This is a genomic window from Specibacter cremeus (assembly GCF_003946885.1).
GTDB classification, from domain to species: Bacteria; Actinomycetota; Actinomycetes; order Actinomycetales; family Micrococcaceae; genus Specibacter; species Specibacter cremeus.
The window spans coordinates 16,725-41,090 of record NZ_RWKQ01000044.1 but is presented as its reverse complement, the minus strand read 5'-3'; the positions used below and the strand labels follow the sequence as shown (position 1 = coordinate 41,090).

At 69.1% G+C, this 24,366-nt stretch carries 24 protein-coding genes and 1 riboswitch; of the genes, 16 read left to right on the top strand and 8 right to left on the bottom strand.

Going from position 1 to position 24,366, the window contains the following annotated elements:
- Positions 1–237 precede the first annotated feature (237 nt).
- Positions 238–3,606: a DEAD/DEAH box helicase gene (locus EJC77_RS15815; protein WP_125614753.1), complete on the top strand. Its 3,369-nt coding sequence runs from the start codon at positions 238–240 to the stop codon at positions 3,604–3,606.
- Positions 3,607–3,683: 77 nt separating this feature from the next.
- On the opposite strand, the gene EJC77_RS15810 is transcribed toward EJC77_RS15815, so the two are convergent.
- The 5 genes from EJC77_RS15810 to dnaK form a co-directional block, all read right to left on the bottom strand.
- A complete protein-coding gene (locus tag EJC77_RS15810; RefSeq protein ID WP_240630294.1) occupies positions 3,684–4,613 on the bottom strand; it encodes a hypothetical protein in 930 nt (309 codons plus the stop codon).
- Positions 4,614–4,818: 205 nt separating this feature from the next.
- Positions 4,819–5,259: a heat shock protein transcriptional repressor HspR gene (locus tag EJC77_RS15805; protein WP_125614740.1), complete on the bottom strand. Its 441-nt coding sequence runs from the start codon at positions 5,257–5,259 to the stop codon at positions 4,819–4,821.
- A 140-nt stretch (positions 5,260–5,399) separates the two neighbouring features.
- Positions 5,400–6,374, bottom strand: a complete 975-nt coding sequence (locus EJC77_RS15800; RefSeq protein ID WP_125614737.1) for a DnaJ C-terminal domain-containing protein — start codon at positions 6,372–6,374, stop codon at positions 5,400–5,402.
- 124 nt (positions 6,375–6,498) lie between these two features.
- The gene (locus EJC77_RS15795) at positions 6,499–7,062 is read right to left on the bottom strand and encodes a nucleotide exchange factor GrpE (protein ID WP_125614733.1); all 564 of its coding nucleotides are present in this window, start codon (positions 7,060–7,062) and stop codon (positions 6,499–6,501) included.
- 2 nt (positions 7,063–7,064) lie between these two features.
- On the bottom strand, positions 7,065–8,927 hold the full coding sequence (gene dnaK / locus EJC77_RS15790) for a molecular chaperone DnaK (protein WP_125614730.1): 1,863 nt from the start codon (positions 8,925–8,927) through the stop codon (positions 7,065–7,067).
- A 288-nt stretch (positions 8,928–9,215) separates the two neighbouring features.
- Here dnaK and EJC77_RS15785 point away from each other — a divergent pair, with 288 nt between their 5' ends.
- From EJC77_RS15785 to EJC77_RS15735, 11 genes are all read left to right on the top strand, one after another.
- Entirely contained in the window at positions 9,216–10,028 is an 813-nt protein-coding gene (locus EJC77_RS15785; protein ID WP_125614727.1) for a MerR family transcriptional regulator, read from the top strand.
- A 108-nt stretch (positions 10,029–10,136) separates the two neighbouring features.
- Positions 10,137–10,943: a methyltransferase domain-containing protein gene (locus tag EJC77_RS15780; RefSeq protein ID WP_125614724.1), complete on the top strand. Its 807-nt coding sequence runs from the start codon at positions 10,137–10,139 to the stop codon at positions 10,941–10,943.
- Between the two features lie 23 nt (positions 10,944–10,966).
- Entirely contained in the window at positions 10,967–11,548 is a 582-nt protein-coding gene (locus EJC77_RS15775) for a TMEM175 family protein (protein WP_125614722.1), read from the top strand.
- 92 nt (positions 11,549–11,640) lie between these two features.
- Complete coding sequence (locus EJC77_RS15770) at positions 11,641–12,102, top strand: hypothetical protein (protein ID WP_125614718.1); 462 nt, start codon at positions 11,641–11,643, stop codon at positions 12,100–12,102.
- A 145-nt stretch (positions 12,103–12,247) separates the two neighbouring features.
- A complete protein-coding gene (locus EJC77_RS21620; RefSeq protein WP_420820328.1) occupies positions 12,248–12,715 on the top strand; it encodes an IS66 family transposase in 468 nt (155 codons plus the stop codon).
- Between the two features lie 4 nt (positions 12,716–12,719).
- Complete coding sequence (locus EJC77_RS15760) at positions 12,720–12,977, top strand: type II toxin-antitoxin system Phd/YefM family antitoxin (protein WP_125614712.1); 258 nt, start codon at positions 12,720–12,722, stop codon at positions 12,975–12,977.
- A gap of 7 nt (positions 12,978–12,984) precedes the next feature.
- Positions 12,985–13,374 (top strand): PIN domain-containing protein, encoded by a 390-nt coding sequence (locus tag EJC77_RS15755; protein WP_125614709.1) that lies wholly within the window; start codon positions 12,985–12,987, stop codon positions 13,372–13,374.
- A 114-nt stretch (positions 13,375–13,488) separates the two neighbouring features.
- Positions 13,489–14,112, top strand: a complete 624-nt coding sequence (locus EJC77_RS15750) for a LysE family transporter (protein WP_125614708.1) — start codon at positions 13,489–13,491, stop codon at positions 14,110–14,112.
- 41 nt (positions 14,113–14,153) lie between these two features.
- On the top strand, positions 14,154–14,495 hold the full coding sequence (locus EJC77_RS15745; protein ID WP_125614705.1) for a hypothetical protein: 342 nt from the start codon (positions 14,154–14,156) through the stop codon (positions 14,493–14,495).
- Positions 14,496–14,525: 30 nt separating this feature from the next.
- Complete coding sequence (locus EJC77_RS15740; protein ID WP_125614702.1) at positions 14,526–15,011, top strand: low molecular weight protein-tyrosine-phosphatase; 486 nt, start codon at positions 14,526–14,528, stop codon at positions 15,009–15,011.
- Complete coding sequence (locus EJC77_RS15735; RefSeq protein ID WP_125614699.1) at positions 15,004–17,124, top strand: chorismate-binding protein; 2,121 nt, start codon at positions 15,004–15,006, stop codon at positions 17,122–17,124. The genes EJC77_RS15740 and EJC77_RS15735 overlap by 8 nt, the downstream gene beginning before the upstream one ends.
- A 97-nt stretch (positions 17,125–17,221) precedes the next feature.
- On the opposite strand, the gene cls is transcribed toward EJC77_RS15735, so the two are convergent.
- The gene (gene cls / locus EJC77_RS15730) at positions 17,222–18,700 is read right to left on the bottom strand and encodes a cardiolipin synthase (RefSeq protein WP_420820326.1); all 1,479 of its coding nucleotides are present in this window, start codon (positions 18,698–18,700) and stop codon (positions 17,222–17,224) included.
- Between the two features lie 103 nt (positions 18,701–18,803).
- On the opposite strand from cls, the gene EJC77_RS15725 reads away from it, so the two are divergent.
- Positions 18,804–19,733 (top strand): aminodeoxychorismate lyase, encoded by a 930-nt coding sequence (locus tag EJC77_RS15725; RefSeq protein ID WP_125614693.1) that lies wholly within the window; start codon positions 18,804–18,806, stop codon positions 19,731–19,733.
- On the opposite strand, the gene EJC77_RS15720 is transcribed toward EJC77_RS15725, so the two are convergent.
- Positions 19,704–20,264 carry a Pr6Pr family membrane protein gene (locus tag EJC77_RS15720; protein ID WP_125614689.1) on the bottom strand — a complete coding sequence of 187 codons (561 nt, stop codon included), beginning with the start codon at positions 20,262–20,264 and terminating at the stop codon, positions 19,704–19,706. The two genes, EJC77_RS15725 and EJC77_RS15720, sit on opposite strands and share 30 nt — an antisense overlap.
- Before the next feature lie 123 nt (positions 20,265–20,387).
- Positions 20,388–20,507, top strand: a riboswitch (SAM riboswitch).
- A 90-nt stretch (positions 20,508–20,597) separates the two neighbouring features.
- On the opposite strand from EJC77_RS15720, the gene EJC77_RS15715 reads away from it, so the two are divergent.
- From EJC77_RS15715 to EJC77_RS15705, 3 genes are read left to right on the top strand one after another with little or no spacing between them, the layout of a single operon-like run.
- On the top strand, positions 20,598–20,813 hold the full coding sequence (locus tag EJC77_RS15715) for a DUF1737 domain-containing protein (RefSeq protein ID WP_125614746.1): 216 nt from the start codon (positions 20,598–20,600) through the stop codon (positions 20,811–20,813).
- Positions 20,810–21,202, top strand: coding sequence for a rhodanese-like domain-containing protein (locus tag EJC77_RS15710; RefSeq protein ID WP_125614686.1), 393 nt, complete (start codon positions 20,810–20,812; stop codon positions 21,200–21,202). The genes EJC77_RS15715 and EJC77_RS15710 overlap by 4 nt, the downstream gene beginning before the upstream one ends.
- 10 nt (positions 21,203–21,212) lie before the next feature.
- A complete protein-coding gene (locus EJC77_RS15705) occupies positions 21,213–22,421 on the top strand; it encodes an O-succinylhomoserine sulfhydrylase (protein WP_125614683.1) in 1,209 nt (402 codons plus the stop codon).
- Between the two features lie 170 nt (positions 22,422–22,591).
- Here EJC77_RS15705 and EJC77_RS15700 read toward each other — a convergent pair whose 3' ends face one another.
- A complete protein-coding gene (locus EJC77_RS15700; protein ID WP_125614680.1) occupies positions 22,592–24,124 on the bottom strand; it encodes a UDP-N-acetylglucosamine 1-carboxyvinyltransferase in 1,533 nt (510 codons plus the stop codon).
- Positions 24,125–24,366 lie beyond the last annotated feature (242 nt).

Sequence of the window (24,366 nt, the reverse complement as noted above, 5' to 3'; positions counted from 1 at the left end):
ATGACCCGGAGGCTGGCACCGGCCCCGGGACGCCGGCCATGGCAGACGGGAACAGCACAATGAGCGCTTTCCCAACACGTTCTAAGTGCGCTCTACTTGGGACTGATGGGTCCGGCCCAGCGCGGGGCCCGGCGGAATCGCACTAAGATTGATTGGATGTGGTCCCGTTCCCCGGGGCCGCCGGTTCCTGCAGGAAGATTTTTCGTGACGCCAGCCTCCGCCCGCTCACAGGACCTCATGACACGGGTCACCGGGTTCAAACCGAACGCCATCGCCGCGGGCCGGCTCTACGCAGCCCAGGGCCGGGTTTCGAAGATCACGCTGGAACCGGCCACCGGGCTGCTTTCCGGCCAGGTGCTGGGCACGCGCGTCTACCAGTCGACGGCGAAGCTCGTGAACGAGCACGACGGCCGGGTCGCCTGCCGCGTCGGCATCTGCAGCTGCCCAGTGCAGCAGAACTGCAAGCACGTGATCTCGCTCATCAGCGCGGCGGAGAACGACCCGGCGCTGCGCCACTTCTTCATCCCGGAGCGGAAGATCCAGGAGCCGACCTACCTGGAAATGTTGTTGAACAGGTCCAGGCTCCACGACGCGGCGGCCCGGGCCGCCGCCGCCCGGGTCCCCGACTGGGAACTGGCCCTGCAGGGGTTGCTGCCCGCCGCCGAACAGCAGACCCCCGCCGACGTGCCGCCGCTGGCGCTGCAATTCGAGGCGCGGACCCATACGCCGCGGTTCGGCCAGCGCGGCGGCGAGAGCGAGCTGGTCCTGTACGCCCGGCCCGTGGTCCGCGGCAACAAGGGCAAATGGGTCCGCACCGGGATCGGCTGGACCCAGCTCGGCTACCTGGGCTACACGCGCAGCCACGACGCCGCCCAGGTCGGCTGGCTGCAGGACATCCTGAAGTCGCACTCGACCCGCTCCTATTCCACCAGCACCCCGGCGTGGCTGTCGTTCAACGACTTCGGCGGCCGCGACCTGTGGCTGCTGATCCACGAGGCCGCACGGCACGGCGTCGCGCTCGTGCAATCCGGCACCGGCGACCCGGTCCGGGTTCTGCCGGACCCGGTCACCATCGCGCTTAATGTGACCCGCACGGCGGACGGGCTCGACGTCGCGCCCCGGCTGGAATCGGCCGGGCGGGTGCTGCCCGCCGAGCACCTCGGCCAGATCGGCCACCCGGCGCACGGGCTGTTCCTCGTCGACCCGGCCACGGCGAAGGGTGCCCGAACGGCGCAAGGCGGCGACGCCGTCGTACCCGGGACCATCACGCTGGCGCCGCTGGCGGCCGGCACGCCCCGGCAACTGCTCGACTTCGCGCTGGCGCACCGGCGGGTGCATGTGCCGGCCGCGGACGAGGACAGGTTCCTGACGCAGATGTACCCGCAGCTGCGCCGCCAGAGCGCCATCGTCTCCGCGGACGAGTCGATTGAGCTGCCGGAGACGGCCGCACCGGTGCTGTCCCTGCTGGCCCAGTACGGCGGCGACCACCGGGTCCGGCTGCACTGGGAATGGCACTACGCCACCGGCTCGCGCACCACCTCGCTGCCTCTGCGCCCGGAGCCGGGCGAATCCGGGCCGCGCGACGACGCCGCGGAGGCCGCCCTCCTGGCCACCCTCGGCGAGCCGTGGCAGGACGTGCCGGCGCTGGGCGAGCTGCCGGACCACGAGTGGGGCGCGCCGCGGCTGGCCGCGGTGGCCGTGCTCGACGGGCTGGACACCATGGTGTTCACCGAGGATGTGCTGCCCCGGCTGCGCGCACTGCCCGGCGTCGAGGTGGAGACCAGCGGCGATCCCGCCAGCTACCGGGAGGTCACCGAGGCGCCGGTCGTGAAGATCTCCACGACGGAGACCGACGACCGGGACTGGTTCGACCTGGGCATCGTCATCACGCTCGAGGGCCAGCCGGTGTCGTTCGCGGCCGTGTTCTCCGCGCTGGCGGCCGGCCACACGCGGCTGCTGCTGCCCTCCGGCGCGCACTTCTCCCTCGACATCCCGGCCCTGCACCAGCTGCGCGACCTGATCGAGGAGGCGCGCGGGCTCGACGACAACAACGACGGCCCGTTGCGGTTGAGCCGCTTCCAGGCCGGGCTGTGGGACGAGCTGGCGCAGCTGGGCATCGTGGAGGCACAGGCCGCGGAATGGCGGCGGCAGGTCTCCGGCCTGCTGGAGGCCGCGACCGCCGAGCCGCTGGCGGCCCCGGACACGCTGCACGCCACGCTGCGCCCCTACCAGCTGGAGGGTTTCAACTGGCTGAATTTCCTGCGCACACACGGGCTCGGCGGCGTGCTGGCCGACGACATGGGGCTGGGCAAGACGTTGCAAACGCTCGCCCTGGTCTGCCAGGCGAAGACGGACGACGCCGGGACGCCCCCTTTCCTGGTCGTCGCACCGACGTCGGTGGTGGGCAACTGGGCCAGCGAGGCCGCGAAGTTCGCGCCGGGGCTGTCCGTGGCCACGGTGACGGAGACGTTCTCGAAGAGCGGCCTCGACGCCACCGCGTTCATGGGCGCCGCGGACGTCGTCATCACCTCCTACGCACTGTTCCGGATCGACTACGAGTCCTACGGCCGGCACCGCTTCGCCGGGCTGATCCTGGACGAGGCGCAGTTCGTGAAGAACCACCAGTCGAAGGCGTACCAGTGTGCCCGGAAGCTGGACGCCCCGTTCAAGCTCGCCGTCACGGGCACGCCGTTGGAGAACAATCTGATGGAGTTGTGGTCGCTGACATCGATCGTGGCCCCGGGCCTGTTCCCCAGCCCGAAGCGGTTCGGGGAGTTCTACCAGAGGCCGATCGAGAAGAACAACGACCCCGCACTCGTGGCCCGGCTGCGCAGGCGGGTGCGCCCGCTCATGCTGCGGCGCACGAAGGAAGAGGTCATCAAGGACCTGCCCAGCAAGCAGGAACAGATCCTCGAGGTCGTGCTCAACCCGCGCCACCACAAGGTGTACCAGACGCACCTGCAACGGGAACGGGCCAAGATCCTGGGCCTGTTGGAGGACGTGAACAAGAACCGGTTCACCATCTTCTCGTCGTTGACGCTGCTGCGCCAGCTCAGCCTCGACGTGACCCTGGTCGACGAGGATTTGAAGGGCGTGCGCTCGTCCAAGCTGGATGTGTTGTTCGAGCAGCTCGAGGACGTGCTGCAGGAGGGCCACCGGGCACTGATCTTCAGCCAGTTCACCGGGTTCCTGGGCAAGCTGCGCGACAGGCTGACCGCGCAGGGCGTGCCGTTCAGCTACCTGGACGGCACCACACGCAACCGCGCCGCCGTCGTCGACGGGTTCAAGAACGGCACGGACCCGCTGTTCCTCATCAGCCTCAAGGCCGGCGGGTTCGGCCTGAACCTGACCGAGGCCGACTACGTGTTCCTGCTCGACCCGTGGTGGAACCCGGCCTCCGAGGCGCAGGCCGTGGACCGCACGCACCGGATCGGCCAGCGCAAGAACGTCATGGTGTACCGGATGGTCGCCAAGGACACGATCGAGGAGAAGGTCATGGCGCTCAAGTCGAAGAAGTCCCAGCTGTTCTCCGACGTCATGGGCGGCGACGGGCTGTCCTCCGGCGCGCTCACGGCCGCCGACCTGGCCAGCCTGTTCCAGGACTGATCTCTTATGTATCGAGTGATCGATACATCGGGGTGCGGCAGGCTCACACGGCGATGTATCGATCACTCGACGGGTTGTTACGGTGTCCAGCCGCGTTCCCGGAGGGCGTGGTCGAACATTGCGGCGACCCAACGGTCCCCGTGACGCATGTCCTGGGCGTACACCTTGACCTGCAGCCAACCGCGTCGGGCCGTCAGCTGGTCCCGGTAGCGGTCATTGGCCTGCTTCTGCGGTGTCAGGTGGTGCTCTCCCTCGTACTCCCCGCAAACCCGATACGGGCGGCATCCCACATCCGCCCACAGGGGGCGCTCACCGGATTCCCCCTCGATCGCCACGTCGGGGACGAACTCGGGCAGCCCCGCCCGGTACAGGATCAGGCGCAGTTTTGTCTCCTGCGGCGAGTCCGCGCCCACCCGCATGAGTTCCAGTGCGTGCCTGGCCTTGACCAGCCCACGCACGCCGGAGACGCCCGCCAAATGGGCGCGCAACTCGTCGGCGGGGACGATGGCCGCCCTGTCCCGGTACCCGTGGTGGTGTTCGCAGATGAGGTAATCCGCCGCGGCAACCAGGTCGTCGAGGGAGAGGAGCGCCGACAGGTCGAGCAGCGTTCGGGCCGGGGTCGTGACGGGAATGCCAGACACCACCGTGAGATCGCCGGGCGCCAGCGGCAGCCGGTGTCCGACCACCCCGGCACGCCGCATCGGGGACATGCCGAGTGGGCGGGACAAATGGAGAGTTTGCTCTCGCTGCAGCCGCCACGGCAACGGGATTCGGTGCAGGCAGGCCGCCGTCACGTGCGAGGCGAAACAGGCCGGGTCCAGCACGATGAAGGGTCGAAGGCGATCCGCCAGCGACTCGGACACGTTCTGTGGAACCCGAACGCCGGGCGTTGGCATCGTCAAGTCCCGGGCGCCGAGCCTGTCCTTGGAGACACCACGCCGCCGGGCCTCCTGGACGGTGAACGAGTGGCCGAACAATGCCTCGGGCAGCGGAACGAGCTTGGTCATGCCTTGATTGTGCCTGTTGGGGCGAGGTCCCACGGAAGTTATCCACAGGCGAGGCGCCGGCACGCCCCTGCTGGAAATCGAGTGATCGATACCTCGGGGTGTAACGAACCCGCACCCCGATGTATCGATCACTCGATGCAGGATGGCGTCACCGTTGTCCGCCGATGACGTGCGCGGCCTGTTCTACGCGTAGGCCGGGAACGTTTCAGAGGTGCGGACGCCAGACCACGAGCGCCTGGCTGCGGGCGCGCGGGCGCTTGCCGCGTGCCAGCGGCACGACGTCGCCGCCGGTGACGCCCACCGCGAACACACGTCCGTCCTGCACGGGGGCGCGCAGCATGGCCCGGCCGTTCACCGCGTCGAGTTCGTCCGCCAGCTCCAGTACGCGTGCCCGCAGCGCCGCGACCTGGTGCTCCAGCTCCATGATGCGCCGGATGCCCTCGAGGGACACGCCCTCCTGGGACAGCCGCTGCACCTCACGGAGCATGTCGACGTCGTGCTGTGAGTAACGCCGCGACCTGCCGGGCGCCCGGCTCGGCTTGACGATCCCGAGCCGGTCGTATTGGCGCAGCGTCTGCGGGTGCATGTCCGCCAATTGCGCCGCCACGGAGATCACGAAGATCGGCATGTTGGGATCGACGTTCATCGTGTCCTCCTTTCTTTGGTCTCGACAGGCTCGACCACCGGGATCTCGCTGGTTGAGCCTGTCGAAACCAGGATCTCGACAAGCTCGATCACCGGTCCCAAGCTCGATCACCGGGCCCAAGCTCGATCACCGGGCCGTTGCTACAGCTTGGCTTTCGCGGCCAGCGATTGGCGCGGGTCGCCGTCGTTCGTGGCCGCGGCGAACGCGCGCACCGCCGCCTCGGCCTCCTTGTTCAACTTCTGCGGGACCACCACGTCGATGGTGACCAACAGGTCGCCCTGCGCCTTGGCGGTCTTCACCCCGGCGCCCTTGACGCGCAACGTGCGCCCGGACGGGGTGCCGGCGGGCACGCGAAGCTTCACGTGGCCCGCAAGCGTCGGCACGGAGATGTCGGCCCCGAGCGCGGCCTCCGCGAACGTGACCGGGACGTGGATGCGGATGTTGTCGCCGTCCCGGGTGAAGAAGTCGTGCGGTTTGACATGCACGGTGACGTTCAGGTCGCCCGGGCCGGCCGCCCCGGCGTTGCCCTTGCCGCGCACGCGCACCTTCTGGCCGTCCTTGATGCCCGCCGGGATGCGCACGTCGATGACCTCGCCGCTGGGTTCGCGCAGGCCGATGGTGGTGCCGTGGATGGAGCCGGCGAACGAGATACTCGTGGACGCGGTCCGGTCGCTGCCCTTCGTGGGGGTCGGCTGGAAGCCGCCGAAGCCGCCACCACCGCCGAACAGGTCGGCGAATTCCGGTGGCAGGCCGGAGCCGTTGAAGGTCTGCTGCCGGCCGCGGGAGGACCTGGCGCCGCCACCGCCGAACAGGTCGCCGAAGATGTCCTCGAACCCGGCACCGGGCTGGCCGGCGCCTCCGGAGGTGAACCGGGCGCCGCTGCCCATGGCGCGGATGGCGTCGTACTGTTCACGGTCCGTCGCGTCCGACAGCACGGAGTAGGCCTCGGAGACGTCCTTGAAGTTCTTTTCGGCCGCCGCGTCGCCGGCGTTTGTGTCCGGGTGGTACTTGCGCGCCAGCTTCCGGTAAGCCTTCTTGACGTCCGCGTCGGACGCGTCCTTGGGGACACCGAGGATCTTGTAGAAATCCTTCTCGACCCAGTCCTGACTTGCCAAGACCTCTCCTTGTCTTAAGGGTGGCGGCCGGGGCGGTGGTCGAGCCTGTCGAGACCAAAGATCTTGGCGAGATCAAAGATTTCGACAGGCTCAGGTCTCGACAAGCTCGACCACCGGTTACCGGTTATTCCGGGACGGCGACGATCACCTGGGCGGCGCGCAGGATGCGTTCGCCGGACTTGTAGCCGACGCGCAGCACCTGGCTGACGGTGTCGACCTCGACGTCGGTTCCCGGCTGCTGGATGAGCGCCTCGTGGATGGTCGGGTCGAACGCCACATCCGTGGCGTCGATCCGTTCCAGCCCGTAGGTGCCCAGCGCGGCCTCGATCTTGCTGGCGATGGCCGCGAACGGGCCATCCACCAAGTCGCCGTGCGTGCGCGCCGCCTCGATGTCGTCGAGGGCCGGCAACAGCGAGTTGAGCACGCCGATCACGGCCATCTGGCCGGCCACGGCACGGTCCCGCTCCACGCGCTTGCGGTAGTTGACGTACTCCGCCTGCAGGCGCAACAGGTCGTTCTTCAGCTCGGCCGCGGTGTCCGCGTCGCTGCCCTGGGCGACGGATTCCTCGGCGGGCACCTCAACACCGTTGAGGATGTCCTTCGCCTGGGAGAGCGCGTCACCGTCGGGGGTCTCGGCAGGCTCGACCACCGGCTCGCCTTCTTCTTCGGGGTTCGGGGAGTCGGTCATGGTTACTTCTTCTCGTCCTCGTCGATGATCTCGGCGTCAACGATGTCCTCGTCGGCGTTGCCGCCGGCGGCGCCCTCGGACGAGGCCCCCTCGGAGGCGGACCCGGCGTCGGCCTGGGCGTGGGCGTAGATCGCCTCGCCCAGCTTCGACTGGGAGGTCTGCAGCTTCTCGAACGCGGCCTTCACGGCGTCGTCGTCCTCGCCGGCCAGCGCCGTCTTGAGCGCCTCGACGTCGGCCTTGACCGTGGTCTTGACGTCCTCGGGCAGCTTGTCGTCGTTGTCGGTGAGGATCTTGTCCACCGAGTAGTGCAGCTGCTCGGCGCTGTTGCGCAGGTCGGCGGCCTCGCGGCGCGCCTTGTCCTCCGCGGCGTGCTCCTCGGCCTCGTGCACCATGCGCTCGATGTCTTCCTTCGACAGCGCGGTGCCGCCGGTGATGGTCATCGACTGCTCCTTGCCGGTGCCCTTGTCCTTCGCGGACACGTGGACGATGCCGTTGGCGTCGATGTCGAACGTGACCTCGATCTGCGGGACGCCGCGCGGGGCCGGGGCGATGCCGGTCAGCTCGAACGTGCCCAGCGGCTTGTTGTCGCGGGTGAACTGGCGTTCGCCTTGAAACACCTGGATGGCCACGGAGGGCTGGTTGTCATCGGCGGTGGTGAACGTCTCCGAACGCTTGGTCGGGATGGCCGTGTTGCGCTCGATCAGGTGCGTCATCACACCGCCCTTGGTCTCAATACCCAGGGACAGCGGGGTGACGTCGATCAACAGCACATCCTTGCGCTCACCCTTCAGCACACCGGCCTGCAGGGCGGCGCCAACGGCCACAACCTCATCCGGGTTGACGCCCTTGTTGGGCTCCTTGCCGCCGGCCAGCTGCTTGACCAGATCGTAAACGGCGGGCATACGGGTGGAACCGCCCACCAGGACAATGTGGTCGATGTCGGAGACCTTGATGCCGGCTTCCTTGATGACGTCGTGGAACGGCTTCTTGGTGCGCTCGAGCAGGTCGGAGGTCAGGTCCTGGAACTTGGCACGGGTCAGCTGCTCGTCCAAGTGGACGGGGCCGTCCGGGGTGACGGAGAGGTACTGCAGGGAGATGTTCGTCGAGGACGAGGACGACAGTTCCTTCTTCGCCTGCTCGGAGGCCTCGCGCAGACGCTGCAGGGCGATCTTGTCCTTGGACAGGTCGATGCCCTTGACCTTCAGCTGGCCCAGCAGGTAGTTGACGATGCGCTGGTCCCAGTCGTCGCCGCCGAGGCGGTTGTCGCCGGCGGTGGCGCGCACCTGGATGGTGGAGAAGTTGTCCTCGTCCTTGCCGACCTCCAGCAGGGACACGTCGAACGTGCCGCCACCCAGATCGAAGACCAGGATGAGCTCGTCTTCCTTGCCCTTGTCCAGGCCGTAGGCGAGCGCGGCCGCAGTGGGCTCGTTGACGATGCGCAGCACGTTCAGCCCGGCGATCTCGCCGGCTTCCTTCGTGGCCTGGCGTTCGGCGTCGTTGAAGTAGGCCGGGACGGTGACCACGGCGTCGGTGACCTTCTCGCCCAGGTACGACTCGGCGTCGTTCTTGAGCTTCATGAGGATGCGGGCGGAGATTTCCTGCGCCGTGTACTTCTTGTCGTCGATCGCGATGGACCAGTCGGTGCCCATGTGGCGCTTGACCGAGGCGACGGTGCGGTCGATGTTGTTGACGGCCTGGCGCTTGGCGATCTCGCCGACCAGGACTTCGCCGGTCTTCGAGAACGCGACGACGGACGGGGTGGTGCGCCCGCCCTCGGCGTTGGCGATGACGACGGGTTCGCCGCCTTCCAGGACGGAAACGACGGAGTTGGTGGTTCCGAGGTCGATACCTACGGCACGTGACATAAGTGGTGTTCCTTTCGCGGTCCGCTGCCTGAACCTGGTCCGCGCCGTGGTGGCGCGGGGCCGCCCAACCAGCGGTTGTTGAGCGTTCTGGGCTCAACTTTACTCGTGAGTGATCCGCTGTCAAATAAAGTTGAGTCGAGTACGCTCAACTTTCACTCAGGGCAAAAGTACGACGGCGCGTGCCCGGCCCGGGTGCCCTGGTGCGGGTGGCGGCGTGGCGGCCCGAGAAAGAACCGGAAGAATACCCTTGACCCTGACACCGTGTGAGGCCGTAGACGTAGGAGTGTCATGTTCCAAATAGGAGATTTCGCCAGGGCCGGCAACGTCTCGGTCCGCATGCTGCGCCACTACGACGGCATCGGCCTGTTGCGCCCGGCCCGGATCGACTCGACCGGGTACCGGCTGTACGAGGCCGCGCAACTGGCCCGGCTGAACCGGATCGTGGCGCTCAAGGACCTCGGCTTCACGCTGGAAACGGTGGCCGGGATCCTTGACGACGCCCCCGGCGCAAGCGAGCTGCGCGGCATGCTGGCCCTGCGCCGGCACGAGTTGCAGCAGCAGCTCGCCGCCGACTCGGCCCGGCTGGCCGCGGTCGAGGCGCGTCTTCGCATCATCGAGAAGGAGGGCACCATGCCCGAGTACGACGTCACCATCAAGTCCCTGCCGGCCGTGCGCCTGGCCGAGCTGTCCGGCGTTGCGGACAGTTTTGAGCCGGCCTCGATCAGCCCGGTCATCCAGCCGCTCTACGAGCAGTTGTTCGCCGAACTGCGGACTGCCGGGATCACCCCGACCGGCCCCGGCATCGCCTACTACGAGGCGGGCACCGAGGGCAGCGTCCGCGTCCACGCCGGCTGCCCCATCCCGGCCCACGCCACCGGCGCGTTCGACGTGGTGGACCTGCCGGCCGTCGAGCAGGCGGCCACGCTCATCCACCGCGGCCCCATGGACGACGTCATGCCGTCCGTGCAGGCCCTCGCACGGTGGATCGAGGCGAACGGGTACACCTCCACCGGTTACAACCGGGAGCTGTACCTGGACTACGGCATGGGCGCCGACCCGCAGCAGTGGGTGACCGAACTGCAGGAACCCGTCACCCGCTGACACCGGGACCGGCGGACGACGGCGGCACGCGCGCGCCGCCGTCGTTCCTCCGTTTCGCTGGGCGGACGCGCTCTGGCACCGGCCCGCGCGCGGGCGTACGCTCCCCCCATGAGCACCGACGACGTCTACAGCCACGGCCACCATGAGAGCGTGCTGCGGTCGCACGCGTCGCGCACCGCGCAGAATTCCGCCGCGTACCTCCTCCCGCACCTCACGCACGGGCTGAGCGTCCTCGACGTCGGGTCCGGGCCGGGGACGATCACGGCCGACTTCGCCCAACTCGTGGCCCCCGGGCAGGTCCTCGGGCTGGACCGGGCCCCGGAGGTCGTGGCCACCGCGACCGAATACGCGGCCGGGCGGCACCTGAACAACATCAGCTTCGACATCGGCGACGTCTACGGCCTGGACTTCCCGGACGACACCTTCGACGTGGTGCACGCCCACCAGGTGCTCCAACACCTGAGCGACCCGGTGGAGGCGTTGCGCGAGATGCGCCGGGTGGCCAAGCCGGGTGGCGTCGTGGCCGTACGCGACGCCGACTTCCACGCCATGGCCTGGTACCCGCTTCTGCCGGAGCTGGACGAGTGGATGGCGCTGTACCAGGAGCTGGCCCGGCACAACAACGCCCAGCCGGACGCCGGGCGCCGGCTGCTGCACTGGGCGCGGGCGGCCGGGTTCACGGACATGCGCGCGTCGTCGTCCAACTGGCTGTACGCCACGGAGGAGGAGCGCCGCTGGCATGCCGGCGTCTGGGCGGACCGGGTGCTGCAGTCCGCCTTCGCGGAGCAGGCCGGGCGGTACGGGCTGGCCGATGCGGCCAAGCTGGCACGGATCTCGGCGGGCTGGCGGGCGTGGGGCGAGTCACCCGACGGCTGGTTCCTGATCCCCAACGGGGAGATCATCGCCCGGGCATAGGGCACAACCGCCCGGGAGAAGATATGGAGAAGAACCGGCTCGAGGCGCTCAGCGACGGGGTGCTGGCCATCATCATCACCATCATGGTGCTGGACCTGCACACGCCGGTGGACCACGGCTGGGCCGGGCTGGTCGGCGCGGTGCCGTCCCTGTTGAGCTACGTGCTCAGCTTCCTGTACATCGGCATCTACTGGAACAACCACCACCACATGGTGAAACTGGCCGGTGACATCAGCGGCGGCATCCTGTGGGCGAACCTGCACCTGCTGTTCTGGTTGTCGCTGGTGCCGTTCATGACCCGGTGGATGGACGGGTCCGGGTTCGCCGTGGTGCCGGTGTTCGTGTACGGGGTGAACCTGCTGCTCGCGGCGGTCGCGTACGCCATCCTGCAGGCCCTGTTCATCCGCCGGCAGGGCCGCGGCGGGCCGCTGGCGCGGGCGATCGGCCGCAACGTCAAGGGCCTCGTCTCGCCGGTCATCTATGTGGCCGGCTGCCTGCTGGCGCTCGTGCAGCCCGCGCTGGCGTTGGCGGCCTACGCCGTGGTGGCCGGCATCTGGCTGGTCCCGGACCGCCGGCTGGAGCGGGCGCTGCGGGGCCTCTCCTGACCCGTCCTCCACAGGGGCCGGCGCGCTGGGCGGCGTCCATAGGGGCGCCGGACGGTCTGGCTGACGCGCTGGGCCGGCCGTAGCGTCTGGACATGATCATCCAAGCAGGCTTTGACTTCGAAATACTTGCCCAGCCCCATCTCCTGTGCGACGGCGGCACGACGGACAAGCTCGTCCTCATCGAGGCCGACCGCGACCTGGAGCCCGTTTCCGTCCGAGTGGTGTCCGAGGAGTTCGATGGTTCCCTGAAGCCGCATATCGACGCGATCGTCGAGCGCCTCGACCCGGAAGAGACACGATTCTTCGGCATCGCGCATGCGGGCGACATAGCGCCCTGGGGCTACGTCGACAAGGACCTGGACGCGGATTCCGAAGCCCTGCGGAAGCTTGCCGATTCTCGCGGGTTCCGGCTGCTCGCCCACCTGGTATTTACCGCGGACAGCTGGATATCGCTGTACGGCAATTCGTACTTCGAGCTGTACGGCGACCGCTACGCCGACCTGCCGTCGACCATGCGCGAGTGGAAACGGTCCCCGTCGGGCGGCGATGGCTGACTGGTCGCGAATCGCCGACCTGCCGCCGTCTCGAGCAGGCCGGATTGGGGCGAGGGCCTTCACATCGTGGGCCGAGCCAAGCAGCGGGCTGGAGGCCTGGGTGAGGCCCCCGATCAAGGTGCAGGCGACATGAACGTTGACCCCAGTGGTGCGGCGCCTACCCGCGTGGAGTTCGGGCAACGCCAGCCACGACCACGCCGCGGCTCCGGTGCTGGAGGCGGACGAAACCGGCATCCGGGTCGACGGGCCCCTGGCCTGGGAGCACGCGGCGCGCACCGATCAGCTGACCCGATCACCATCTCACCCAAGCGCCGGTTCACGGCCATGGAGCAGCCCGGGGTGTTTCCGACGCTGGCACCCGGAGACGATGCTGGTGACCGACTTCTGGGCACCGTACTGGAACTTCGAGGTGCTCCACGTCGTGTGCGGGGCGCATCCGGGTCGCGAGTTGGTTGCCACCGCCGAGGTGCCGAGACAGATATTCGGCAACGGGCGGTTCGGTGCGGCTCTTGCACAAGTCGAGTTCGTGAGACGACTCGATAGCCACGCCGCAGCCCCGAATGCCGTCATGCGAGAATACCTCACCGCCTGTGCTACAGATGTGCTACACTAGGCGAGTGAAGTCCATCACACAGCGAGAGCTGCGCAATGACAACGCCCAGGTCATCCGCGCGGTCGAGGCGGGAGAATCGTTCCTGGTGACGAAGAACGGCGTGAGCGTGGCCGTCCTCCGCCCGGTGCTGCCTTCGGAGAAGGAGGCCGGCCTGCCGCTGGGGAGGCCGGCGCGGCGCCGGGTCCGCTACGCCGAGCAGCCGCGTGTGACGGGAGCGGTCCCAACCGGGCAGATCCTTGAAGAGCTCCGCGGGGAGCGCTGAGCGGCAGATGGCCACCTGGTACATGGACACCTCGGCCGCGCTCAAGCTTATTGTCGAGGAGCCCGAGTCGGCAGCCCTCGCCGAGGCCATTGATGCCGCCGGACCGTCCCTGGTGGCCTGCCGCCTCCTCGAGACGGAGATGCGCCGCGCCGCCCAGCGGGCCCCGTCCATCTACCAGGAGCACGTCAGCGCCTTCCTCGAGGGGATCGACCTCTACGAGATGCCGGCTCCCCTCTTCCTGCAGGCCGGCCTCCTCCCCGGCGAACACCTGCGGTCGCTCGACGCGCTGCACCTTGCCGCAGCCATCGCGTTGGACGTCGATGCGATCGTGACGTACGACGACAAGCTCGGCGACCACGCCCGCTCCGTCGGTGTCGCCGTCGTCCAGCCCCGGTAGTGCGATGACCGTCATTCTCGGGCGGGGTTGGCCCGGCTGCCTCGGCGGTGTCATGCCGACCCCGTCTGCGCACCCCGTCCAGTCGCGGGCACGCCGACCCCGTAAACTTGGCTGGTGGAATTCTCCTTGTGGCTTGCCCTGGCCGGCGCCGGCGCGATGATCAGCCTGACGCCCGGGGCCGGGGCCATCAACACCATGTCCAACGCCCTCACGGCCGGGTTCCGGCGCTCCCTCTGGGGCATCCTGGGCCAGCAGCTGGCCCTGGTGGTGCATGTGGTCATCGTGGCCGCCGGCGTGGGCATCCTGGTCGCCAGCTCGCCGCTGGCCTTCCACCTGATCCGCTACGTCGGCGCGGCCTACCTGGTGTACCTGGGCGTGCGGAAGCTCCTGGCCAAGGTGGAAAAGATGGACGACGACGCCGCACCCGCCGTGGCCCTCGAGTCGGGCACCTCGATGTTCACCCGCGGCCTGTGGGTGAACCTGCTCAACCCGAAGGCGATCGTCTTCTTCCTGGCCTTCATGCCGCAGTTCATCCGGCCGGCCGAACCGCTGCTGGGGCAGTACATCATCCTGACCCTGACCGTCGTGGCCATCGACGTCATCGTCATGTGGTTCGTGTTCGCCGCCGGCGCCAAGCAGCTCAAGCACCTGACCCACAGCGAGCACGGGCAGCGCACGCTCAACCGGACCTTCGGGGTCCTGTTCATCCTCGTGGCCATCCTGCTGGCAGTGGTGTAGGCTTCCTCGCGCCGCACCACGCGAACAGTTAGGCCACGCACATGAGCACCAATGGATTCGGCCGCCGGCCCGTCGCGGCCGGCGACACCGACGCCTCGGGTGAGCCGCTGCCCTGGCTGAGCCGGGCCCGCACCGGTGGCTTTTTGCGCCTGCCCGGTCTGCGCCATCCACTCGGCGCGTTCAGCTACGGGTTGGCCCTCATCGCACTCGGCGTCGCGGCCCTCCTCGCCGGCCTGGCCTGGCACGCACCGGCCGCAACGGCCGCCGGCATCGTCTTCCTCATCGTCGCCGCCGGGCTCGGCGTCTGGCTGGTCGTCGCCGCCGCCATCCGCTGGCCCTGGTACCGGAGCTACGTGCGGAACCACGGCCACCCGCCGTTCTGACCGGGCCCCTCGGGCGCTACGCTTGGATCCATGACGTCGCCGTACCGGATCATCACCGTTTGCACCGGCAATATCTGCCGCTCCCCCATGGCCGAACTCATGATCGCAGCGGCCGCGGCCGAACGCGGCGTCGACGTCGCGGTCGACTCGGCCGGGACCACCGGCTGGGAGGTCGGCAGCCCGATCGACGAACGCGCCGGGCGGCTGCTGGCGCGGCACGGCATCGACTCTTCCGGGCACCGGGCCCGCCAATTCGAGCAGGCCTGGTTCGCCGAACGCGACCTCATCCTGGCCCTGGACGTCGACCATTACGAGGCGCTGCTGGCCCTGGCGCCCGACGACCGCGCGGCCGCCAAGGTGCGCATGCTGCGCGGCTTCGACCCGGCAGTTGTCGGCAAGCCGCCGGCCCAACTGGGCATCTACGACCCCTGGTATGGGGACATGCGCGATTTCGAGGCGAGCCGGCAGCTGATCCAGGCGGCCATCCCGGGCATCCTGACGCACGCCCGTGGCTGATGCCGGCCGCCCGGTCATCATCGCCGTCGACGGGCGCTCCGGGGCCGGAAAGACAACGCTGGCGCTCGAGCTGGCCGCCCTGCTGCGCCGGCACCGGAGTGTGACGCTGTTCCACCTCGAGGACATCTACCCCGGCTGGAACGGGCTGGCCGCCGGCGTCGACAGGTACGTCGCCGCCGTCCTCACGCCGCTGGCCGAGGGTCGTGACGCGCACTGGTCCGGGTGGGACTGGGCGCACCATTACGACGGCGCCTCCCGCACGAGCGCCGTCGCCGACGTCGTGCTCGTGGAGGGGGTGGGGGCCGCCCATGCCTCGGCGCTGCCGTTCCTGGACGCCGTGATCTGGGTCGACGCGCCGGACGAGGCGCGCAAGCACCGGGCGCTGGACCGCGACGGCGAGACCTACGCCCCGTTCTGGGACATGTGGGCGGCCCAGGAGGACGCCTTGTTCGCGGGTGCGGACATGCGGGCGCGGGCGGACATCGTCGTGGACGCCTCGGTCGGGGACGCGTCCGGGGATGCGGCCTCCGGCACGCCGGAACGCGTCTTGGACGGGCTTGGCGAGCTGCCGGCGCTGGAGCAGCTGCTCGCGCCGGAACGGGCGCGGCACCGCGGCCTGGAATTCACGGTGGAGCGCCTCGGCTGGCCGGCCGGGCTGGCCGTGGAGGACCTGTTCGACGCACTTTGCGGCGCCCGCGCGAACGCCGTGTGGCTGGACAGCTCCAGTGCGGAGCCGAGCCCGGGCGGCCCGGCCGTCCTGCCGACGGCCAACGTGCCGGCCGGCCAGTCCCGGTTCTCGATCCTGGCCGACGATGCCGGGCACTTCGGCCGCACCGCCGAGCACCGGGACGGCGCCACCACGGTCACCGCCCGGACGGACGCGGGCACCGTGTCCACGCGCATCCCCGGCCCGTTCTTCCGCCGGCTCGACGCGTCCTGGGGGCGCCGGGCCGTGAAGGCGCCGGACGGCTACCCGTGCGAGTTCACGCTCGGCTGGCTCGGCTACCTGGGTTATGAGCTCAAGCGCGAGACCGGCGGCACGGCGCCCGGCCGCGCGGCGGACACCCCCGACGCCCTGCTGCTGTTCGCCGGACGGGCCGTCGTCGTCGACCATCAGGGGCGCTCCCTGTTCCTGCTCACGCTGGCCGAACCGGGCAACCGGGCCACGCTCGACGAGGCCGAACGGTGGCGGGAGGGGGTGCGCCGCGTCGTTGGCGCGCCCGGGCACCCGGCCCGGCCCACGCCGTCGTTCCCTCCCCTGCATTTCGCCATCCGCGACCCCGAGCCGGCGTACAAGGCGAAGATCGCGGCGGCGCAGCGGCAGATCCGTGACGGCAACACGTACGAGGTGTGCCTGACCACGGCACTGACCACGGAAACGCCGGCCCGCCTGGACGGCTGGGACTGCTACCGGGCGCTGCGGCGGCGCAGCCCGGCCCCGTTTGCGGCGTACCTGCGGTTCGGGGCGCTGGAGGTGTGCAGTTCCTCGCCGGAGCGGTTCCTGCGCCTGGATGCGGCCGGGCTCATGCGGGCCGAGCCGATCAAGGGCACCCGGCGGCGCGATCCGGACCCGGTGGTGGATGCGGCGCTGCGCGCGGACCTGGGGGCGTCGGCGAAGGACCGGGCCGAGAACGTGATGATCGTGGACCTGCTGCGCAACGACTTGTCGCACTTCGCGCAGCCGTCGACGCTGGCCGTGCCGCGCCTGTGCGCGCTCGAGAGCTACGCGACCGTGCACCAGCTGGTCAGCACGGTCGAGGCGCGGCTGGCCCCCGGCGTGTCACGGGCGGAGGCGGTGGCGGCGGCGTTCCCGGCCGGGTCCATGACGGGGGCGCCGAAGATCAGCACCATGGCGATCCTGGACGCGCTGGAGGATGCGCCGCGGGGCGTGTATTCGGGCGCGATCGGCTATTTCTCGCTGAACGCGGCCGCCGACCTGTCGGTCCCGATCCGCACGCTGGTCCTTGTGCCCACGGACGACGGCGGCACCCGGCTTGGCCTGGGCGTGGGCGGGGCGATCACGGCGGACTCGTCGGCGGACGACGAATGGCGGGAGATCCAGGCCAAGGCGTTCGGCGTCCTCTCCACGCTCGGCGCCGAGTTCCCGGACTAGCTCCCCAGCCGCTCCCCACCCTCGCAAGCTCGGGCGGGGCCCCTCGCGGCCGTGGGCCCAAGCTCGACCACCGGTGGTCGAGCTTGTCGAGACCCGGTCATTGGAGCGTGGCCGTGAGCCGGGCGACGTTGTCGACCCAGCGGGCCAGGACGGGGCGGTTCACCCATTCGTCCAGCAGCAGTTCGCGCGAGACGTCGCGGTAGTGTTCCTCGACCACGTGCATCTGGTCCACCACGCCCTTGTCGATCATCATGACGGTGACCTCGAGGTTCAGCGAGAAGCTGCGCATGTCCATGTTGGACGAGCCGATGATGGCCACGTCGTCGTCCACGGTGAAGTGCTTGGCGTGCAGCACCAGCGGCTTCGGATACAGGAAGATCCGCACCCCGGCCCGCAGCAGCGCCTCGTAGTACGACCGCTGGGCGTGGTGGACCAGGAACTGGTCGCCGGCCTCGGAGACGAACAACTCCACCCGGACACCGCGCTGGGCGGCCGTCGTGATGGCGTACAGCAGCGAATCGTCGGGCACGAAGTACGGGCTGGAGATGGTGATCGTGTGCTGCGCGGAGTACAGCAGCGTGTTGAACAGGCGCAGGTTGTTCTCGGTGACGAACCCGGGGCCGCTGGGCACCACCTGGCACAGCACGCCGCCGGTGAACGTGTCCCACTGCTCGGTGTCCAGCTGGCGGGAGAGCGTCTCCTCCGTCTCGGACGACCAGTCGGTGGCGAACAGGACGTTCAGCGTGCCGACGATGGGACCCTCGAGCCGAATCATCAGCTCCACCCATTCGCGCCCGGCCTTCTTGTTGTTCGGCTTCCGGTAGAACGGTTCGATCAGGTTCTGCGAACCGGTGAAGCCGACATGGCCGTCGACCACCAGGATCTTGCGGTGGTTGCGTAGGTCCGGCCGGCGCCACTGGCCCTTGACGGGCAGCAGCGGCAGCATGCGCCGCCATTCCATCTTGCTGGCCTTGAGCCGGCGGACCAGCTCCCGGTAGCCGGGCACGCGCAGCGAGCCGATGTGGTCGAACAGCACGCGCACGCGCACGCCGCGATCGGCCGCGGCCTCGAGTTCGCGGAACAGCTTCTCCGTGGAATCGTCCACGCTCATGATGTAGAACTCGGCGTTGACGTAGTACTTGGCGTTGCGGATCTCCGCGGCCATGGCGTCCAGCGAGTCCTGGTACCCCTCGATGAGTTCCACCGTGTTGGCGCCGAGTGCCGGGAACGAGCCCAACTCGCGGTTCAGTTCCACGGCCGAGTTGATCCATTCGGGCCCGTCGTACGGCGGCACCTGGGCGGCGATCTCGCGCGTTCCCGCCACGACCCTGGCGTTGATGGCGGCCTGGGTTTCGCGGCGCCGGCGGGAGAGCCGGAAGTTGCCGAACATCAGGAACAGCAGGAAGCCGACGAACGGCAGGAAGAAGATGAGCAACAGCCAGGCCATGGCCGTGGTGGGTCGCCGGTTGCCGGGGACAATGCCCAGCATGGCCAGGCGGATGGCGAGATCCACGAGCAGGATGATCGCCGACAGCAGCGCCGAGCCGGTGGGGATCTCCAGGGCCGTCCAGAGCAAGCGGTCCTCCCAGGAATCAATGATGCGAATGTGCCCCCAGACTACCGGCAAGCCCCGGATTCCCGGGCATGGGGACGGGTGTGGCCACACTAAGCTGGGAATCATGACAGTCCTGGTGTTCCTCGATCCCGCCTGCCCCGACGGCCGCCTCGCCGACGCCGGCGTCCCCGCCATCCTGGCCACCGACCAGGGCGTCACGCGCGGCGACGGCGTCTTCGAGACGTTGCTGGCCGTCGACGGGCACCCGCGCAAGCTCGAGGCACATCTGGCCCGGCTCGCCGTCTCGGCCCGCGGCATGAGCCTGCCCGCCCCGGATCCGGCGGCGTGGCGGCGGGCAATCACGACGGCGGTCGCGGCTTTTGCGGCGGCCGCGCCGGCCGCGTGGGCCGGCACCCCCGGGGGTGCCCGCATCGCCGTGAAGCTGATCCTGACCCGCGGGCCCGAGGACGGCTCCGGCCCGACGGCCTGGGTGCAGGCGTCCGCCGTCTCCCCCGCCCTGGCCGAGCAGCGGGCCCACGGCCTGGACGTCATCCTGCTGGACCGCGGCTACGACAGCACCATCGCCGAGCGGGCACCTTGGCTGCTGCTGGGCGCCAAAACGCTCTCCTACGCCGTCAACATGGCCGCGCTGCGCCACGCCCACAGCGTGGGCGCCGATGACGTGATCTTCACCAGCGGTGACGGACAGGTGTTGGAGGGACCGACGTCGTCCGTCCTGCTGGCGCACGTGAGCGACGACGACGGCACCCCGGTCAAGCGGCTCATCACGCCGCGGCTGGACAGCGGCATCCTGCCCGGCACCACGCAGGGTGCGCTGTTCGCGGCGGCGCGCGCCGCCGGCTGGGAGCTCGGGTACGGGCCGCTGGTGCCGGCGGACCTGTTCGACGCCGACGCCGTCTGGCTGATCTCCAGCATCCGGTTGCTGGCGCCGGTGAACCGGCTCGACGGCCGCGAGATCGGCACGGCCGACGTGCGGCGGGCGCTCACGGACGAGCTGTCCGCGCTATTGGAGGCGTCGTTCGGTCACGACTGAGTTGGCGGCGTGGCCGGCAACGCGGCGCACCAGGGGGCGTAACCGGTTGGCCAAGCCCACCAGCGCCGCACTGACCACGATGAACACCACGGCGATGCCCAGGCACGTCACCGTCACGGCCCCGTAGCCGGACGCGCCGGGGTTCAGGAACGGGTACGGGTACCAGTTGATGGCGGCCCCGCGAACCAGCGAATAGGCCAGGTAGGCGACCGGGATCAGCACGGCGATCCAGAGATTGCGGAAGCGGACCGGGCGCGGCGGGGACTGGACCAGCCAGTCGGCCACGACCACCACGGGCATGACGTAGTGCAGCAACACGTTGATCCAGGGCAGCAGCGAGCCCAGGTCCACGTCGCGCAGCAGCGTGTTGAACACGATGCCGACCAGCGCCATGCACACCACGGATGAACAGCGCAGCACCTGGCCCATCGGCCCGAGCTCGGCACCGCGCAGCAGCAGGACCGCCCCGATGATGAACATGACGGCGGCGAAGATGAGGCGGATCCCGGCCAGCGCGGCACGCTTCGTCATGGGCCCATCCTGCCACCCGACGCCGGGACGGCCGCGGCGGCCACGCGGGGCGCCGCTTCATGTTCTGCCATATTGGGCGCCGCGTTTAGCACCCGGCTTCCCACGTGTGTACCTTTGCTACAGAGTAATGAGTGCCGGTGCCAAGCCCTGACTTGCCGGTCGGCAACCCTCTTCCCGGCGGGGTGCCTCAGGTGACTACTCGGCAACCCGGCTACCCACAGCCGGGGCGTGCAAACGTGAACCGTGAGAGCTGTGCCCCGATTGACGCTTGTCCGCCCCGCACGCGCAAGAGGAGTACACGTGTCCGCTGATGAATCCCCCCTGACCTACCGGATGATCACCGGCCCCGACGACAGGTCGTTCTGCGAGCGGGTTTCCGCCGCACTGGCGGACGGCTACGTGCTGCACGGCAGCCCGGCCCTGACGTACAACGGCACGAACGTGATCTGCGGCCAGGCCGTCATCCTGCCGCACGCCGTCGCGTCCTCGGATGCGGCCGTCGCCGACGCCGTCCAGGAACTCGAGTACGTCGGCGAGGGCCACGCATGAGCTATGCCGGCGATCTGACCCCCGCCCAGGCCTGGGCCAAGGTGGCCGACGGCGCAACGCTCGTCGACGTGCGCACCGCCGGCGAATGGACGCACATCGGTGTCCCGGACACCGCCACCTTGGACGTTGCGCCCCTGTTCATCCAGTGGACATTCGCCGACGGCTCCGCCAACCCTGAATTCCTGGCCTCGTTGCGGGCCGCCGCTCCCGCCGACAAGCCGCTCGTGCTCCTGTGCCGTTCCGGCGCCCGCTCCGTCGCGGCCGCCGAGGCGGCCACGGCCGCCGGCTTCACCGCGTTCAACGTGCTGGAGGGGTTCGAGGGCGTGCCGGACGCGTATGGCGACAGGGTCGTCAACGGTTGGAAGAACAGCAAGCTCCCGTGGAAGTAGGTATCACCCAATGAGCAGCTTCAACGAGAACGCCGCCACCTGGTCCGCCGACACCCAGGCGGTGCGCGGCGGCCTGGACCGCAGCAACTTCCAGGAGACCTCCGAGGCCCTGTTCCTCAACTCCGGCTTCGTGTACGAATCGGCGGAGCACGCCGAGGCCGCCTTCACCGGCGAGGTGGACCGGTTCGTGTACTCGCGCTACGGGAACCCGACCGTGGCCACGTTCCAGGAACGGCTGCGCCTGCTCGAGGGCACGGAGGCGTGCTTCGCCACGGCGTCCGGCATGTCCGCCGTGTTCACGGCGCTGGGCGCGCTGCTGGCCGCCGGGGATCGCGTCGTCGCGTCCCGGTCGCTGTTCGGATCGTGCTTCGTGATCCTCAACGAGCTGCTCCCCCGTTGGGGGGTGGAGACCGTGTTCGTGGACGGCCCGGACCTGGACCAGTGGCGCGAGGCCCTGTCCGTGCCGACGACGGCCGTGTTCTTCGAATCCCCGTCCAACCCGATGCAGGAGATCGTGGACATCCGCGCCGTGTGCGACCTGGCCCATGCGGCCGGCGCCACGGTCGTCGCCGACAACGTGTTCGCCACGCCGCTGCTGCAAAAGTGCGCCGACTTCGGCGCCGACGTGATCGTGTACTCCGGCACGAAGCACATCGACGGGCAGGGCCGCGTGCTCGGCGGCGCCATCCTGGGCACCAGGGAGTTCATCGACGGACCCGTCAAGAATCTCATGCGCCACACCGGCCCGGCCCTGTCCGCGTTCAACGCGTGGGTGCTGACGAAGGGCCTGGAGACCATGGGGCTCCGCGTGGCCCATTCGTCAGCCAACGCGCTGGCCCTCGGCGAGTTCCTCGAGGCGCAGCCGCAGGTCCGCTGGGTCAAGTACCCGCTGCTGCCCTCCCACCCGCAGTATGAGCTGGCGAAGGCGCAGATGAAGGCCGGCGGCACGGTGCTCACGTTCGAGCTGGAACCGGGCGCCGGCACGGCGAAGGACGCCGCGTTCGCGCTGCTGAACGCGCTCACGGTCATCGACATCTCGAACAACCTGGGCGATTCGAAGTCGCTCATCACGCACCCGGCCACCACGACGCACCGCGCCATGGGACCCGAGGGCCGCGCCGCGATCGGCCTGACCGACGGCGTGCTGCGCCTCTCGGTCGGCCTCGAGGACCTCGAGGACCTCAGATCCGATCTGGCGAAGGCCCTCGCCGCGATCTGACCGCCGGCGGTGATTGAGCCTGTCGAAATCCCGCCCGGTGATTGAGCTTGTCGAAATCCCGCCCGGTGATTGAGCCTGTCGAAATCAGGTCTCTCTGACAGGCTCGACCACCGGTGATTGAGCCTGTCGAAATCAGGTCTCTCTGACAGGCTCGACCACCGTCGTACTTTTTAGTCTTGGAAGTATTCGATATCCGCGCCGAGGCTGTTCAACCGTTCGGCCAGGTCCTCGTAGCCGCGCTCGATCACGTAGATGTTGCGTAGCTCGGACGTGCCCTTGGCGGCGAGCATGGCCAGCAGGATGCACGCGGCCGGGCGCAGCGCCGGCGGGCAGCCGATCTCTGCGGCGCGCCACGCGGTGGGGCCGGTGATGTCGATGCGGTGCGGGTCCAGCAGGCGCACGTTCGCGGCCAGCCGGTTCAGCTCGGTCAGGTAGATGGCGCGGTTCTCGTACACCCAGTCGTGGATCAGCGTGGTGCCCTCGGCGCAGGAGGCGATCACGGCGAAGAACGGCAGGTTGTCGATGTTCAGGCCGGGGAACGGCATGGGGTGGATCTTGTCCGGCGCGGCCTTCAACGCGGAGCGCAGCGTCGTGATGTCCACAAGCCGGGTGTGGCCGTTGCGGGCCGTGTACTCCTCCGACTTGAGGTAGCGGAAGCCCATCTGTTCGAGCACCTTCAGCTCGATCTCCATGAACTCGATCGGCACGCGCTTGATCGTGACCTCGGATTTGGTGACGATGCCGGCGGTGATCAGGCTCATGGCCTCAATCGGGTCCTCGGACGGCGAGTACTCGATGTCGACGTCTATGCGGGACTTGCCGCGGATGGTCAGCGTGGTGGAGCCGATGCCCTCCACCTGGACGCCCAGCCCCTGCAGGTAGAAGCACAGGTCCTGGACCATGTAGTTGGGGCTGGCGTTGCGGATGGTCGTGGTGCCGGGGCGCAGCGCGGCGGCCATGATGGCGTTCTCCGTGACGGTGTCGCCGCGCTCGGTCAGCACGAACGTGCGGTCCCGGGTGTCCGCTTCCGGCGCCTGGACCTGGTAGAAGCCCGCGTGCGCCGTGACGGCCAGGCCGAACTCACGCAGCGCCTGCATGTGCGGTTCCACGGTGCGGGTGCCCAGGTCGCAGCCGCCGGCGTACGGGATCTTGTAGGCGTCTTCCTCGTCCAGCAGGGGGCCGAGCAGCATGATGACGCTGCGGGTGCGCTTGGCGGCCTCGACGTCCATGGCGGCGAGGTTGAGCCGGGCCGGGCGCCGGATGAGCAGGTCGCTGCCGTTGAGCCATTCGCAGTGCACGCCGATGCTGGCCAGCAACTCGACGATCCGGTTGACCTCCTCGATGCGGGCCAGCCGGCGCAGCGTGGTGGTGCCGCGGTTGAGCAGGCTGGCGCAAAGCAGGGCGACGCCGGCGTTCTTGCTGGAGTTGACCTCCACGGCGCCGGACAGTTCACGGCCGCCGACTACGCGCAGGTGGGTCATGGAGTTCTTCGGGGCGCCGCCGACGTTGACGATGCTGGTGCCCAGCAGCGATTCCATGCGCTGGATCATTTTCAGGCTCAGGTTCTGCCGGCCCTGTTCCATCCGGGCGACGGCGCTTTGGCTGGTGCCGAGCTGGGCGGCGAGTTCGCCCTGGGTCCAGCCCTTCTCGGTCCGTGCGTCGCGAACGAGCACGCCTACGGTTTCAGCAGCCTGTTGAGTCATATAACGTTTATATCACGGTGCGCATATTCTGCTTGAAATCCGTGAAATACGACACGAAATGCGTCGCTTTGCGCCACAATTAACCGATCCATGCGATAAATTCCGACGCGCGGGCCGCGGGTGTGGTCATCGGGCCCCCGGTCAACATTACCCCCATTCGGCGTATAAACCCGGCACGCCCGGCTCGAAAGAGTCCCACCCGCGGCGTGCGATACGCTGGCCTCACACGATTTAGGAGGCGG

Bases quoted from the DNA above. Each gene is read 5' to 3' on its own strand.
- EJC77_RS15705 (WP_125614683.1), top strand. From the start codon at position 21,213: ATGAGCAGCTTCAACGAGAACGCCGCCACCTGGTCCGCCGACACCCAG.
- EJC77_RS15745 (WP_125614705.1), top strand. From the start codon at position 14,154: ATGAGCACCAATGGATTCGGCCGCCGGCCCGTCGCGGCCGGCGACACC.
- EJC77_RS15710 (WP_125614686.1), top strand. From the start codon at position 20,810: ATGAGCTATGCCGGCGATCTGACCCCCGCCCAGGCCTGGGCCAAGGTG.
- EJC77_RS15775 (WP_125614722.1), top strand. From the start codon at position 10,967: ATGGAGAAGAACCGGCTCGAGGCGCTCAGCGACGGGGTGCTGGCCATC.
- EJC77_RS15795 (WP_125614733.1), bottom strand. From the start codon at position 7,062: ATGACCGACTCCCCGAACCCCGAAGAAGAAGGCGAGCCGGTGGTCGAG.
- EJC77_RS15785 (WP_125614727.1), top strand. From the start codon at position 9,216: ATGTTCCAAATAGGAGATTTCGCCAGGGCCGGCAACGTCTCGGTCCGC.
- EJC77_RS15740 (WP_125614702.1), top strand. From the start codon at position 14,526: ATGACGTCGCCGTACCGGATCATCACCGTTTGCACCGGCAATATCTGC.
- EJC77_RS15805 (WP_125614740.1), bottom strand. From the start codon at position 5,259: ATGAACGTCGATCCCAACATGCCGATCTTCGTGATCTCCGTGGCGGCG.
- EJC77_RS15815 (WP_125614753.1), top strand. From the start codon at position 238: ATGACACGGGTCACCGGGTTCAAACCGAACGCCATCGCCGCGGGCCGG.
- EJC77_RS15780 (WP_125614724.1), top strand. From the start codon at position 10,137: ATGAGCACCGACGACGTCTACAGCCACGGCCACCATGAGAGCGTGCTG.
- dnaK (WP_125614730.1), bottom strand. From the start codon at position 8,927: ATGTCACGTGCCGTAGGTATCGACCTCGGAACCACCAACTCCGTCGTT.
- EJC77_RS15770 (WP_125614718.1), top strand. From the start codon at position 11,641: ATGATCATCCAAGCAGGCTTTGACTTCGAAATACTTGCCCAGCCCCAT.
- EJC77_RS15810 (WP_240630294.1), bottom strand. From the start codon at position 4,613: ATGACCAAGCTCGTTCCGCTGCCCGAGGCATTGTTCGGCCACTCGTTC.
- EJC77_RS15715 (WP_125614746.1), top strand. From the start codon at position 20,598: ATGATCACCGGCCCCGACGACAGGTCGTTCTGCGAGCGGGTTTCCGCC.
- EJC77_RS15755 (WP_125614709.1), top strand. From the start codon at position 12,985: ATGGCCACCTGGTACATGGACACCTCGGCCGCGCTCAAGCTTATTGTC.
- EJC77_RS15720 (WP_125614689.1), bottom strand. From the start codon at position 20,264: ATGACGAAGCGTGCCGCGCTGGCCGGGATCCGCCTCATCTTCGCCGCC.
- EJC77_RS15725 (WP_125614693.1), top strand. From the start codon at position 18,804: ATGACAGTCCTGGTGTTCCTCGATCCCGCCTGCCCCGACGGCCGCCTC.
- EJC77_RS15700 (WP_125614680.1), bottom strand. From the start codon at position 24,124: ATGACTCAACAGGCTGCTGAAACCGTAGGCGTGCTCGTTCGCGACGCA.